Source organism: Mycobacterium sp. D16Q13 (assembly GCF_002013375.1).
In the GTDB taxonomy this organism is placed as follows: Bacteria; Actinomycetota; Actinomycetes; order Mycobacteriales; family Mycobacteriaceae; genus Mycobacterium.
The window spans coordinates 93,117-106,962 of record NZ_MAEW01000012.1; the positions used below are offsets into that span (position 1 = coordinate 93,117).

Sequence of the window (13,846 nt, forward strand, 5' to 3'; positions counted from 1 at the left end):
CTCGCGCCATGGCAACACCGGCCCGACTGCGGAGCTTCTCGTGGCTGGCCGGGCTCATCAATGAGAGTCAGCCACGGTGTGGGGATGTGCGCGTCGTCGCCATCGACGGCAGGGGCGCCGCCGGTAAGAGCACCTTTGCTGCGCGATTACACGCCGCACTGTCAGCGACAACCCCGTCGACGGTGGTCCTGCACACCGATGACTTTGCGTCCTGGGACGCGTTCTTCGGATGGTGGCCCCGGTTCCAGGAGCAGGTACTGACGCCCTGGACGCACGGCATGGCGGCCCAGTATCGACGGTACGACTGGGAGGCCCGCGAGTTCGGTCCGCAGGAGCAGTGCCCACCTCCTTCGGTGCTGATTCTCGAGGGCGTCGGGTCCGGCCGCTCGGCCGCCGCCGACCAGTTGAGTTCGCTGATCTGGGTGCGGACCGACCAGGCAACCCGTCGGCTCCGCGCGGAGGCTCGCGATGGCGCGGAGCTCCGCGAGTTCTGGCGACTGTGGATTGAGGCGGAAGACGAACACTTCCGCCAGGACCCCACCGCGGGGCGCGCCGACATCACCGTCGACGGTAACCCCGAGGTGGTCCTGGACGATCCGGACCGCTATTTCCTGCTCGGCGATTAGCGCAGGGGAACCGTCGGCCCCTTCGGATCAAGTGGCGCACAGCTGTCCTGCCCCACCGTCGTCGAGCATTTCGCCGCCGGGATCACCGGGCGATAGCCGGGCGATGTGCCCGCGTCCCGGGTGATCTGTGTGTAGGCCTGGACGGCATCGGTGGGCACCCGCTTCAGCGCCGGATCGCCCAGCGCGTCGACGGTGTACAGGCCGAAACGTGGCCGGTAGCTTCCCCATTCGTAGTTATCGACCAACGACCAGTAGTTGTACCCGATGATCGGGATGCCGTCGGCCTTGGCCCGCTGCAGCCAGAAGACGGTGTCGTTGAGGTACTGCGACCGCGTCACGCCGTCTGCCCGCGGTTTTCCGTTATCGGTGACCATCCCGTTCTCGACGATGTAGATCGGCAGCCCGGGGTATCGCTGCGCGTAGTGCCGCGATACGTAGTAGATGTCTTCGGGCTGCAGCTTGATGTCCCAGCGCGCAGCCATGCTTTGTGCCGAGGCAGGATTATCTGCCGCAGTGCCGGTGTAATAGTCGAACCCCAGATAATCCAGGCTGCCGGCGACCCGGTCGAAGAACGATCCCTCGATACCCTTCACCCCGAAACCTGCGAACTGCGCCAACACATCCGGCGGGATGTAGGCCTCGTTGGTCGTCACTTTGGCCTTGGGGTCCGCCTCGTGAGCGGCCCGGTACACCGCGCGGTGAGCCTCGGCGACCCGATCCAGGAACCCATCGAACTGGTCGGGCTTGATCGCGCCGGTGCGCACCTCCATCGCCCCGAAGGCCAGTGGCTCGTTGATGCTGACCCACAGCACCCCTTGCCCGGCATAGCGTTTGGTGATCGCCTTGGCGAAGTCCTCGAATGCCGCGACGTTGTTCATAAACCCGCCGCTGTCGGCAACCCAGCCCGGGTACACCCAGTGCATGAGCGTGATCATCGGCGTCATGCCGTTCTCGCGCAGCGTGGCGACGATGGAGTCGTAGTACGCCAGTTCCTTCTCGTCCCACTTGCCTGGTTGGGGCATGACCCGCGACCACTCCAGCCCGAATCGAAATGTGTTGACACCCATGGCATGTGCATTGGCGATATCCTCGGCGTACCGGTGCCGAAAGTCGTCGGCCTGCCGATACGGGTCGACGGGACCGCCCCCGAGAGGGTTGGATTGATCGGCCATCGCGGGCATCCCCGCGGTGCGGTCGACGTAGCGGCGCCAATTGCTATCCGGCGCACTCCCCTCCACCTGGTAGCCCGCGGTGGCAGTGCCCCAATAGAAGCCACGGTCCCAGGTGGAGCCGTCCCCCGCACCTTCCTGGCGGGGACTGCAGGCGGTCAACCCCACCGCGAATACGACTGCCGAGGCCATGACGGCGGTTATCCACTTCATACCAAAACCATACACTGTATGGTTTTAGCGGAGGAGTTGCTCCCAGACCCGGCGCATGTGATCACCCATGTCGATGGACGGGTCCGACATCCATTGGATCTGAATGCCGTCAGCGGCGGCGATCAACGCCGTGGCGGCGAAGTCGGCATCGACATGTGCGGGCACCGTGCCGTCGGCCTGGCGTCCCCGCACATAGTCGGCGATGCGTGCGCGCATTCTCTCGTACCTGTCACGCAGGTACGCCCCGGCAGGATGCTCCGGGTCGACGGCCGCAGCGGCGGCCAAGGACAGGTACACCGTCCCCGAACCGGGCTTACTCGCCTTATCCAGCATGGCCTGCGCCAGCACCTCACCCGGATCGATCTCTGCTGACGAGTTGCGGTACCGCTCTTCGAATGTGGCATCAGCGCCGCGTTGTATTTCGGTGAGAATCACGTCCCGGGCCGGGAAGTAGTGCATCAGTCCGGCCAGACTGATGTTGGCCTCCCTGGCGATGACCCGCATCGAGGCACCGGCCTCCCCGTCACGCTCGAGGACCGTCAACGCTGCGGCAAGGATTTCCTGGCGCTTGGTCTCACCCTTGGCATATCGCCCGACAGCTGGCATGGCCGAAGGCTAGCGCAACCTCCCAGCACCACGGCCCTCAAGAGGCCGGGGCGATCAGTCCGGGCGCAGGTAAACAGCCTGCTACCTGGATTGTGCGCGGACCACAAAACTGACCGCGGTCGCCGTGCTGCCGCCGATATTCAGGGTGCCGAAACAGTCTGCACCCTCGACCTGATAGTCACCGGCGGTTCCGCTGACCTGCTTAGCGGCATCGACCAGCATCCGGATACCGGTCGCGCCCACCGGATGTCCGGACCCGATCAGTCCACCGCTCGGGTTGATAGGCAGCTGGCCACCGATCTCGATGTCCCCGTTCTCGATTGCCTTCCACGACTCTCCCGGTTCGGTCAGCCCTATGTGGTCGATGGCGAGATACTCACTCGGCGTGAAGCAGTCATGCACCTCGAATCCGCTCACGGCACCGAGTGTCACCCCGGCCCGTTCGAACGCATCGGTGACAGCCATTCGAACGTGTGGGAACACGTAGGGCGATTGCGCATCGCGCTCGAATTTCTGTTGCAGCCCCAGCCCTACCGTCCGGTGACCCCAGCCGTCGATGCGCCCAAGCGGGCGAGCCCCCGGGCGCTCGCGCATGTACCCATCGGTGACGAGGACCAGACCGGCGCCACCGTCAGTCAACTGACTACAGTCCAGACGGCGGATGCGGCCCTCAATCACCGGATTGGACACGTCGTCAAGGCTTTCCAGATCCGGCAACGTCCAGGCCCGGGTTTGCGCGTTCGGATTTCGCCGGGCGTTCCCGAAGTTGTTGGCGGCAATGGCCCGTAGATGGGCCTCGTCGATTCCGTAGCGCCGGTCGTACTCCTCGGCGACTCGCGAGAAAACATGCGGCCACATGTACGTGACGCCGTCGTCCTCGTGCCCGGTCCACGCGGCGGCGGCCAGGTGTGCGGCACCGACCTCACCGGGCACCGTCTTCTCCAGCTCGAGTCCCAACACCAGCGCCGAGTCATAAAACCCGGCGCGCAAGTCTGCGATCGCAGCGAGGGCCGCAACGCTACCGGATGCGCACGCCGCTTCGTGCCGGGCCGCCGGAATGCCCCACAACTCCTCATGGACCGTCGCCGGCATCGCACCCAGATGGCCTTGAGCCGAGAACATTTCACCGAACGCGTTGCCTACGTGCACCACACCGACATCACCTCCGGCCACACCCGCAGAAGCTAACGTGCCATCGATTACCTCGCGGGTGAGATCGGCGAAATCGAGCCCCTCGCGCGTGAAATTGCGCCCGAAGTCGCTCTGATAGGCGCCGAGGATCCAGATACCCTGAGACATCCGCTTATGATTCAATTGACAGAGTAACTCTGTCAAGCATAGCTTGGCCGCATACGCCGAACCGCGGGAGAAGCCATGGCCACCGAACTGATCAACACCTGGACCTCGACCCTTCCGGCCGACGACGACCACCCCTACCGCACCGGTCCGTGGCGGCCCCAGCTGCGCGAGTGGGACGCATCCGACCTCACGGTCGTCGAGGGCGAAGTACCCGCTGACCTCGACGGCCTATACCTGCGCAACACCGAGAACCCACTACACCCCGCGGCAACCAACTATCACCCGTTCGACGGGGACGGCATGCTGCACGTCGTCGAGTTCGCAGGCGGCAAGGCGTCCTACCGCAACCGGTTTGTGCGCACCGATGGCTTCGCCGCCGAGAACGCGGCTGGTGGCCCACTGTGGGCTGGATTCATTGAAATGCCCACCGCCGCAAAACGAGACGACGGATGGGGCGCTCGCCGCCGCATGAAGGACGCCTCCAGCACCGATGTGGTGGTACACCGTGGCCTCGCGTTGACCAGCTTCTACATGTGCGGCGATCTGTACCAAGTCGACCCGTACACCGCCGAGACCGTCGGCAAGGAGACCTGGCATGGCAAGTTCCCCACCGAGTGGGGGGTGTCGGCGCATCCGAAAACCGATCCGATCACCGGCGAGATGCTGTTCTTCAGCTACAGCAAGGAGGAGCCGCACCTGCGATACGGGGTCGTGGACAAGGACGCCAACTTGGTGCATCACGTCGATGTCCCGCTGCCCGGTCCGCGCCTTCCTCACGACATGGCCTACACGGAAAACTACGTGATACTCAACGACTTTCCGCTGTTTTGGGAGCCCTCACTCATGAAGCACGGTGTGCACGCGCCGGTCTTCCATCCGGATCTCCCCTCCCGATTCGCGGTGGTCCCACGCCGTGGCGACTCATCACAAATCCGCTGGTTCGAGGCCGCACCGACCTACGCACTGCATTTCGTTAACGCCTACGAAGACGGTGACGACATCGTGCTGGACGGATTCTTCCAGAACGACCCGACCCCTTCGACCGAGGGCACAAACTCATTACAGGAGGCCGCGTTTCGCTACTTGGCCCTGGACGGGTTCAAATCCACACTGCATCGCTGGCGATTCAACCTGGTCACGGGCACCACCACCGAGGAGCGACTCAGCGACAACTACACCGAATTCGGCATGATGAATCGAAATTTTGAAACCCGGCCCTACCGGTACACCTACGCGGCGACCGGCAAGCCGGGCTGGTTCCTGTTCGACGGTTTGGTGCGCCACGACCTACACACTGGTTCGGAGGAACGAATCTCGTTCGGCGATGGCGTCTTCGGCAGCGAGACGGCCATGGCGCCGCGACCCGGCAGCACATCCGAAGAGGACGGCTACCTGGTGACACTCACCACCGACATGAACGCCGATTCCTCCTACTGCCTGGTGTTCGAGGCCTCCCGAATGACCGAAGGCCCGGTATGCAAACTGCAGCTTCCCGAAAGAATCTGCAGCGGTACCCATTCCACATGGGTACCGGGGGCAGAGCTGCGTCAGGCCCGGGGCCCACGTTGACCTCAACGCTCAAGCCCGTCAGCACCAACGCCATCGGGCGCATGGTTGGTCTGCTGGGCGACGAATGGACCCTGCTTCTCGTGCGCGAATCACTTTTGGGTGCACGGCGATTCAGCGACTTCTCGGAGCGATTGCCGATATCCAACGCCGTGCTCACCCAGCGGCTCCAGAAGCTCGTCGACGACGGTTTGCTCCGGCGAGAGGTGTACCAGGAACGGCCACTACGTGCGGGCTACCAGCCCACCCGACAGTGCCAGGAGCTGTGGCCTGTATTGGTATCTATCTGGCATTGGGAACGAACCTGGGTGCCAGTGCACCCCGAGAAGATGCCGTTGATGCATCACCTCACCTGCGGGCAGGACTTTTCACCCGTGCTTCGCTGTGCGCATTGCCACCAGCCCGTGACCCGCGACCACATCATCACCGAATGGGGCCCGAGCGGCGGGTGGCTCCGGTCCGTACCCGAGGGCACGACTCGGCGGCGCAGCGGCGCCGACAAGCGCGGACAAGCCGGGCTGTTCCCCGAGACCATGTCCATTCTCGGCAACCGCTGGGCGTCGGCGATGGTGGCCGCCGCCTTCCTCGGTTCACGGCTGTTCGGCGACTTCCAAACCCGGCTCAGCGCCCCACCCGCCGTAATCGCCGACCGGTTGCGCGGCTTTTGCACCATGGGGGTGCTGCAGCGTGCCTCTCACCCCAAACGTTCCGATTGGTCCGAGTATCACCTGACCCCAAAGGGCCTCGCCTTTTTCCCGGTCGTGATGACGGCGGTCGACTGGGGGCAGCGGCACTTCCGATCAACAGACGGCCCGGCGATGATCTTCACCCATCGCGAGTGCGGGCGTCCGTTTACCCCTGAACTTGCCTGCGACCAATGCGAGCAGAGCGTGGACTCGGGGGCCATCGAGCCCCGATGACAACTCGGCCCCGCACAGGAAGAATCCTGGCGGGGCCGAGTTGTTTACGTGAGTTAGGCCTGTCCAACCTCGAACCGCGCGAAGCGGGTCACGGTGACACCGGCCTCGTCAAGAAGCGCCTTGACGGTCTTCTTGCTATCGGACACCGATGCCTGATCCAGCAGCACGACGTCCTTGTAGTAACCGTTGACGCGACCCTCGACAATCTTGGGCAAAGCCTGCTCGGGCTTGCCTTCCGACTTCGCGGTCTCCTCGGCGATGCGACGCTCGTTCTCGACCACATCGGCCGGAACGTCCTCGCGCGTCAGGTACTTGGCCTTGAGCGCGGCGATCTGCAGTGCGACCGCGTGCGCGGCCTCGGCGCCAGATCCCGTGTACTCGACCAGCACGCCTACCGCGGGCGGCAGGTCCGCAGCACGCTTGTGCAGGTAGGTCTCGACGGTGCCGTCGAAGTACGCCACCCGGCGCAGCTCCAGCTTCTCACCGATCTTCGCGGAAAGGTCAGCGATGGCCTGCTCGACCGTCCGGCCGTCCTCGACCTTCGCGGCCTTGAGGGCGTCCAGATCACCGATCTTGCCGGCCGCGGCCGCACCGACGATGGCGTCGGCGAGCCCCTGGAATTCGGCGTTCTTGGCGACGAAGTCGGTCTCAGCGTTCAGCTCGACGAGCACACCGTCACGCGCGGCAACCAGGCCCTCGGCAGTCGCGCGCTCGGCGCGCTTGCCCACGTCCTTGGCGCCCTTGATACGCAGCACCTCGACGGCCTTGTCGAAATCACCGTCGGACTCGGCCAGGGCGTTCTTGCAGTCGAGCATTCCGGCACCGGTCAGTTCCCGGAGCCGCTTCACATCGGCAGCAGTGAAATTCGCCATTTAGCCTTCCTCGGTTGTGGTCTCGGTGGTTTCGGTAGCAGCGGCCTCGGCGGCAGGAGCCTCTGCAACCTCAGCGGCCGGAACCTCTGCGACGGCGGAGGCAAGCAATTCCTGCTCCCACTCGGCGAGCGGCTCGGCGGCCTCTGGCTTCTCGTCGCCGCCGGCCAGGCCGGAGCGGGCCTGGAGGCCCTCGGCGATCGCGGAAGCGACGACCTTGGTGAGCAGCGCAGCGCTGCGGATCGCGTCATCGTTGCCCGGGATCGGGTAGTCGACGACGTCGGGATCGCAGTTGGTATCCAGGATCGCAATGATCGGGATGTTCAGCTTGCGGGCCTCGGCAACAGCGAGGTGCTCCTTGTTGGTATCCACCACGAAGATCGCCGAAGGCACCTTCTGCATATCGCGGATACCGCCGAGGCTGCGCTCAAGCTTGTTCTTCTCACGCGTCAGCATGAGGATTTCCTTCTTGGTGCGTCCCTCGAAGCCACCGGTCTGCTCCATGGACTCCAGCTCCTTGAGGCGCTGCAGACGCTTGTGGACGGTGGAGAAGTTGGTGAGCATGCCGCCCAGCCAGCGCTGGTTCACGTAGGGCATGCCGACGCGGGTCGCCTCTTCGGCGATGGGCTCCTGAGCCTGCTTCTTGGTGCCGACGAACATGACCGAACCACCGTGGGCGACGGTCTCTTTGACGAACTCGTACGCCTTGTCGATGTAGGTCAGCGTCTGCTGCAAGTCGATGATGTAGATGCCGTTGCGGTCGGTGAAGATGAACCGCTTCATCTTGGGGTTCCAACGACGGGTCTGATGCCCGAAGTGCGCGCCGCTGTCAAGCAGCTGCTTCATTGTTACGACGGCCATGGTGAGCCATTCCTTTATGTTGTCGGTTGCCGCCCGGGATCGGGTGATCCTGGGCCCTAGCGTCTGCTGATGCCGGAACCCACCTGGATGGGACCGCCCGGCATGCTGGCCACGAGCTCGTGTGCAGACGCGCGAAGTCAACCCGCTCAGCGAGTTGCGGTCATGAGTTTACATGCTGCGACGAGTGCTTTTCGCCACGCGCCGAAGGATCGCGCCGGAGCCCCGGCAGTTATCCACAGAGCCCAGATGGCTCTTTCCCGCACCGCCACCGTCCGGCCACCATGGCATCGTGTGGTTCCGAGGGTTCGGGCGTCCCGTACTGATCCTCACCCTGGTGCTGGCCGCCTCCCCCATGGCGGCCGCCTCCGCCGGGGGTACGGAGGACCGTTTCGACTGGCCGCTACATCCCCGAGCTGCGATAACCCGGTACTTCGACGGGCCGCGGGAGCGCTGGAACCGGGGTCATCGCGGGGTGGATATGGCCGGCACCCCAGACCAGCGTGTGGTAGCAGCCGGGCCAGGAATGGTGGTGTACGCCGGATCGCTCGCCGGTAGATCGCTGGTCTCCATCGAGCACACGGGCGGCCTGCGTACTACCTACGAGCCGGTCACCCCGCTGGTCACACCGGGTCAGCGGGTGTCAAAAGGCTCGCTCATCGGGACATTGCTACCGGGGCATCCGGGCTGCCCCGGCGCGGCCTGCCTGCACTGGGGAGCCCTACGCGGACCCGCGTCAGCCGCGGACTATCTGGATCCGCTGGGGCTTCTAGCCTCGACGCCGCTGCGACTGAAGCCGCTTACGCGGGGCTAAGAGCCTCTCAGGCGGGCTGACAAATATCGACGTGCGCGGGTTTTCCGGTGGCCTGCGACAGCCTGGACACCGCGTCATGAAAGCGGTCGAGTGCGTCCTGCTCGGTCATCACTTGGTAGAACGCGCGCATCTCACCGCCGTTGGCCATGCACACCCACCACGGCGGATACACGTCGGCGAGTGCCGTTCCCGGTGCCACGATTCCGAGGCTCAACACGGCGGCGGTAGCCGCCACCAGAATTCCGGCGCGCATGCTTGGCACTGTAGTCATCGGACCGATACCGACCAGGCTCTTGCCCACAATTCCAGCGGGGCCAACGCAACGAGTAGCGCCTTGCCCACCGCCGTCAGCGAATACTCCCCATCCCGGCTCCGCACGATATGCGCGGCGGTCAACTCCTCCAGACGCGTGGTGAGCACACCAGTCGACACTTCCCCGGGGCCACTCATGTCCCGCCTCAATTCGGAGAAAGTCTTTGATCCAGAGCGCAATTCCCACAGTGCCAGGATTGCCCAACGTCGGCCGAAAAGATCGAATGCCGCGTTGAGTGGCTGCCCGGAACCGGATCCCCGTACGGGCCTACCGGGCCGTGGCGTGGCGGCCCCGTCCGGCGACTCCGCCTCGGATATCCCAGCACTGGCGATGATGGCGATCAGCCGGCTGGCGCGCTCTGCCATCTGCTCCGCACTCTGCTCGGGGTGCCGGATCCACCAGGTGATCATGGCGCCGACCATCCCCATCCAGCCCTGGGTGAGTACACCGATGTCTTGCGGGTCGCGCAGCTGCGTGGCCGCGCTTCCCACCGCGGCCACACCTTGACCGGCCAGTGCGGCGAGCCGCGTTCTGGCGACCCGGGCCGCGGCAAGTGCTTCACTCTCTTCGGGCAGGGTCTGATCCCAGATGACCAGCCAGTCCGAGGGTCGCGGCGCGAGGGCTTGAAAGACGGCCTGCAGCACAGCTCGCGGCAACGCCAGTGTGGGCGGGGCGGCCTCCATGGCCGCCTCGATCTGATCGCCCACGATGACTCCCGCGCGCTGTACACACGCGACATAGAGCTGCTCCTTGGACCCGAAGTACGCCAGCACCATGGGCTTGGACACTCCAACGGCCGATGCCACCGCGGCCAGGGACATGCCCGCGTATCCACTGCGACCGAACTCCTGACATGCGGCATCCAGGATCTGTTGCTCCCGCTCCGCGCGGGGCATGCCCTTGGTACCTGCCCGTGTCACCTGTCCCTTCTACCAGTTTCGCGTCACCCAGGGCCACGTATTCATGTGCTCCGCATCACAGTAGACCGATCGGTGTGATATTGATATGACCAACTGTTAAATTAACGATCAGCCAGTTAACGTCAACGCTCACCAACCGGATCAATGAGGAGCTGGAATGCGTGGCACGTGGGTGTATCTGGTATCAACGGCGGTCCTCTGTATCGCCGGGGCCTACATAGCCCATCTGCGGCTCAGCGACATTCCTGACCCCGCGATCGGCCATTCGGCCAAGCCGCCGTCGATCGGTAAGCCGCGGGAAAAGGTTGTCGAGTATCGACTTGACGGGCCGATCGGTGCCACCGTTGCGGCGTCCTATCTCGACATAGACGGCACCGTGCGCGAGGTATCGGGCACCCTCCCCTGGCAAACCACCTTGCGCACAGGGAAACTCACCATCCCCACCGGCGTGGTCGCCCAGGCCACCGCGGGACAGATGTCCTGCAGCATCAGCATCAACGGCGAGGTCCGCGACGAAAAGTCCTCCGACTCATCGGCCGTCTCCTGCCAGGTGGTAGTGGCGTGAACATCCAAAACAACCGGCGACCCCTACTCGCCCGGCTGATGTACCGGTTCTCCCTTCCCGTCATCGTGCTGTGGCTGGCTGCCGCCGGAGCACTAAATCTCGCTGTCCCCCAGCTGGAGACGGTGATCAAGGGGCACGCCCGTTCGTTCCTGCCTGATGACGCCGCCTCCGTTCAGGCGATTGTCAAGATGGGCAACTACTTCGGCGGGGCGGGAACCAACAACTTCGTCTACCTACTGCTCGAGGGCGACGCCCCCCTGGGAGCCGATGCGCACCGGTACTACTCGGAGGTCCTCGGCCGAATCAACCAGGACAAGAAGCACGTCAACTCGTCCATGGACCTGTGGTCCAACCCGCAATTCTCCCGCGCCAACGAGAGCGCAGACGGCAAGGCCGCCTATGTCTTGATCAACCTCTCCGGCAACATGGGTACCGCCCTGGCCATGGAATCCACCCAGGCCATTCGCGACATTATCGCCGAATATCCACCACCCAAAGGGATTACAGCACACCTGACCGGACCATCCGCTGTTGTCAACGACGAACTGGTCTCGATTAACGATTCCATTCTGTTGCTGTTGATCTCCTGCGGCCTCTTGGTTGGCGCCATCTTGTTCCTGGTGTACCGCAACCCGATAACGATCGCCATGCCACTGCTCGTCGCGGGCGCGGGGCTCGGCGTGGGGCGGCCCATCGTCGCCTTCCTCGGCGAACATCAAGTCATCGGGGTGTCAATTTTCGCGTCCGCGTTGCTCGCGGTGATAGTCCTGGGGGCCGGAATCGATTACGGCATATTCCTCCTCGGTAGATATCAGGAAGCTCGCCGCGCCGGCGAAGATCCGGAATCCGCCTACTACACGGCATTGGCCGGGGTCCAGCACATCATCATTGCGTCGGGACTCACTGTCGCCGGGGCGACCGCGTGCATGGTCTTCACACGATTGGCCATCTTCAGCACTTCCGGGCTGCCCTGCACCATCGCGGTCGTGGTCACCCTGGCTGCCGCACTGACCCTCGGACCCGCACTCCTGGCGCTGGGCAGCCGGCTCGGATTCTTCGAACCGCGCCAAGAGAAGTCGCAGCTCAGATGGCGCCGCATCGCCACCTATGTGGTGCGCTGGCCGGGACCGGTACTCGCGGGCAGTATGGCCGTGCTCGCGCTCGCACTGTTGGTTCTCCCAGGATTCCGGCCCAGCTTTAACGAGCAGACCGCGCAACCCAGCGACTCCCCAGCGAACCTGGGTTTCGCCGCATCGGATCGCCACCTGCCGCCAAACATCATGGCCCCCAGCCTCTTCCTGATCGAGTCGGACCATGACATGCGCAACTCCGGGGACATGATCGCACTGGCGAAGCTCTCCAATGCCGTGCTGGACATCCCTGGTATCAACAATGTGCAGGGCATTACCCGCCCGCTCGGCGCCCCGCTGGAGCAAGGGGCACTTACCTCGCAAGCCGGATACATCGGTGGACGGCTGACCCAGATGACCAATCTGCTCAACCAGCGCATCACCGACCTCACTGCCCTGAGCGGCCAGGTCGGGCAGCTCTCGCTCACCGTCAAGGGGCTGGAGCAAGCACTGCAGAACGGGACCCGGGGTGCCACCCAGATCCAGGTGGGTGCAACCGAATTGCGCACCAGCCTGGCCGCCGTCGTACAAAAGGTTGACACGCTACGCGAAACCGCCAAGCCGGCCGAGGACTTCGTGGGATCAATTCCGAACTGCCGGGACAACGAGTATTGCCAGGCCGCAATCACCGGCTTCTCGCTCTTCGACGATCTGCACCGTTTCGACGGGCTGGTGGGCAATCTGGTGAACGGAACTGGCGCCCTGGCACAGACATTGCCGCAATTGGGTGCACAGCTATCAGGATTGAAGGCCTTCATCGCGCAGGTCAACGCGGTCACCGCCCCGCTGCAGAGCACACTGCAGATCCTGGTGCCCCAGGTCACCGAGATCACGCAATTCACCGAAGAGCTCAGCAAGAGCTTCGCGGCAGGTGATCCGGGCTCGTCGTTCTTCCTGCCCAGTCAGGCATTCGACAACCCGCTCTTCAAGAACGCGATGCCGTTCTTCTTCTCCACCGACGGCAAGGTGACACGGATGATCGTCACTCCGGATATGGAGGGATTCAGCCGCGAAGCAATGGACCTGAGCGCCAAGATCATTCCGACCGCATTGCAGTCGATCAAGAACACGTCGCTGGCCGGGAGCACGGTGAGCATCGGCGGCCCGGGCGGCACCCTTCTGAACATCGAAGCGTTCACGCGAGAGGACTTCATCACCAGCGTGGTGGCCGCATTCGCCTTCGTGTTCTGCGTGGTGTTGATCCTGCTGCGCAGTCTGGTTGCCGCGATGGCGGTCATCGGTACCGTGGCGCTGTCCTACCTTTCCGCTCTAGGCCTGGCCATATTCGTCTGGCAAGACATCATCGGCAATCCGCTGCATTGGTCGGTGGCCCCGCTGTCATTCGTCTTCCTGGTCGCGGTGGGCGCCGACTACAACATGCTGTTGGTCGCCAGATTCCGCGAGGAGATGCATGCCGGTATCAAGACGGGCATCATCCGCTCGATGGCCAACACCGGCGGAGTGGTCACCACCGCGGGATTGGTGTTCGGGTTCACCATGTTCGCGATGATCGCTGGATACGCGCATAACATCGCCCAGCTCGGTACGACCGTCGGTCTGGGGCTGCTGTTGGATACATTGATCGTGCGATCGTTCGTGATCCCCTCCATCGCAACACTGCTGGGTCGCTGGTTCTGGTGGCCCGTGGTGGTGCACGACCGAGCCACAGGTCGCGACGCGATCCCGCACAGCGCTACGTCCCCGGATGTTCCTGACCGCAGTCAGCTCGTGACCACCGGAGGCAGGTGACGCGCACATGTGCAGCTGCGACATATCAACGACCGTTGCGCCTCGCACATCACTCGAGATGGACCTGGGCACAAGATATCTCGATGACCGCAGTTGCGAATTGAACCTCGGCCCACTACAGCTCAGCATCGTCACATCGCGCGCTGGGAACCGCGGGTAACGGCCGTGCTTACGGGAGCCGGGTTCGCCGCAGTGCTTCTGTTCCTGGTGGTGGTGGCCCTGTGGGCGG

Annotated in this window: 13 protein-coding genes; 6 read left to right on the top strand and 7 right to left on the bottom strand. The window is 64.1% G+C overall.

What is annotated here, in order from left to right; genetic code table 11:
* Positions 1-8: 8 nt before the first annotated feature.
* Positions 9-626, top strand: a complete 618-nt coding sequence (locus B4400_RS15060) for a uridine kinase family protein (protein WP_078311089.1) — start codon at positions 9-11, stop codon at positions 624-626.
* Here the strand turns inward: B4400_RS15060 and B4400_RS15065 are convergent.
* From B4400_RS15065 to B4400_RS15075, 3 genes are all read right to left on the bottom strand, one after another.
* A complete protein-coding gene (locus tag B4400_RS15065) occupies positions 623-2,008 on the bottom strand; it encodes a family 1 glycosylhydrolase (RefSeq protein WP_078311090.1) in 1,386 nt (461 codons plus the stop codon). The two genes, B4400_RS15060 and B4400_RS15065, sit on opposite strands and share 4 nt — an antisense overlap.
* 24 nt (positions 2,009-2,032) lie before the next feature.
* Positions 2,033-2,614 carry a TetR/AcrR family transcriptional regulator gene (locus B4400_RS15070; protein WP_078311091.1) on the bottom strand — a complete coding sequence of 194 codons (582 nt, stop codon included), beginning with the start codon at positions 2,612-2,614 and terminating at the stop codon, positions 2,033-2,035.
* 81 nt (positions 2,615-2,695) lie between these two features.
* Positions 2,696-3,913, bottom strand: coding sequence for an acetyl-CoA acetyltransferase (locus B4400_RS15075; RefSeq protein WP_078311092.1), 1,218 nt, complete (start codon positions 3,911-3,913; stop codon positions 2,696-2,698).
* 75 nt (positions 3,914-3,988) lie between these two features.
* Between B4400_RS15075 and B4400_RS15080 the strand changes: the two genes are divergently transcribed.
* Entirely contained in the window at positions 3,989-5,482 is a 1,494-nt protein-coding gene (locus tag B4400_RS15080; RefSeq protein ID WP_078311093.1) for a carotenoid oxygenase family protein, read from the top strand.
* Positions 5,479-6,399: a winged helix-turn-helix transcriptional regulator gene (locus B4400_RS15085; RefSeq protein ID WP_502688405.1), complete on the top strand. Its 921-nt coding sequence runs from the start codon at positions 5,479-5,481 to the stop codon at positions 6,397-6,399. Before B4400_RS15080 ends, B4400_RS15085 begins: the two co-directional genes overlap by 4 nt.
* A gap of 53 nt (positions 6,400-6,452) precedes the next feature.
* Here the strand turns inward: B4400_RS15085 and tsf are convergent, their stop codons facing one another.
* Both tsf and rpsB read right to left on the bottom strand, forming a co-directional pair.
* Positions 6,453-7,271, bottom strand: coding sequence for a translation elongation factor Ts (gene tsf / locus B4400_RS15090; RefSeq protein ID WP_078311095.1), 819 nt, complete (start codon positions 7,269-7,271; stop codon positions 6,453-6,455).
* Positions 7,272-8,129: a 30S ribosomal protein S2 gene (gene rpsB, locus B4400_RS15095; protein ID WP_078311096.1), complete on the bottom strand. Its 858-nt coding sequence runs from the start codon at positions 8,127-8,129 to the stop codon at positions 7,272-7,274.
* Positions 8,130-8,481: 352 nt separating this feature from the next.
* Between rpsB and B4400_RS15100 the strand changes: the two genes are divergently transcribed.
* The gene (locus tag B4400_RS15100) at positions 8,482-8,940 is read left to right on the top strand and encodes a M23 family metallopeptidase (RefSeq protein ID WP_212566654.1); all 459 of its coding nucleotides are present in this window, start codon (positions 8,482-8,484) and stop codon (positions 8,938-8,940) included.
* A gap of 7 nt (positions 8,941-8,947) precedes the next feature.
* Here the strand turns inward: B4400_RS15100 and B4400_RS15105 are convergent, their stop codons facing one another.
* A complete protein-coding gene (locus B4400_RS15105; RefSeq protein ID WP_078311097.1) occupies positions 8,948-9,193 on the bottom strand; it encodes a hypothetical protein in 246 nt (81 codons plus the stop codon).
* A 14-nt stretch (positions 9,194-9,207) separates the two neighbouring features.
* Positions 9,208-10,173: a TetR family transcriptional regulator gene (locus B4400_RS15110; RefSeq protein ID WP_078311098.1), complete on the bottom strand. Its 966-nt coding sequence runs from the start codon at positions 10,171-10,173 to the stop codon at positions 9,208-9,210.
* Positions 10,174-10,330: 157 nt separating this feature from the next.
* Here B4400_RS15110 and B4400_RS15115 point away from each other — a divergent pair, with 157 nt between their 5' ends.
* Both B4400_RS15115 and B4400_RS15120 read left to right on the top strand, forming a co-directional pair.
* Positions 10,331-10,738: an MmpS family transport accessory protein gene (locus B4400_RS15115; RefSeq protein ID WP_078311099.1), complete on the top strand. Its 408-nt coding sequence runs from the start codon at positions 10,331-10,333 to the stop codon at positions 10,736-10,738.
* A 38-nt stretch (positions 10,739-10,776) separates the two neighbouring features.
* Positions 10,777-13,617, top strand: a complete 2,841-nt coding sequence (locus tag B4400_RS15120) for an MMPL/RND family transporter (RefSeq protein WP_286151273.1) — start codon at positions 10,777-10,779, stop codon at positions 13,615-13,617.
* Positions 13,618-13,846 lie beyond the last annotated feature (229 nt).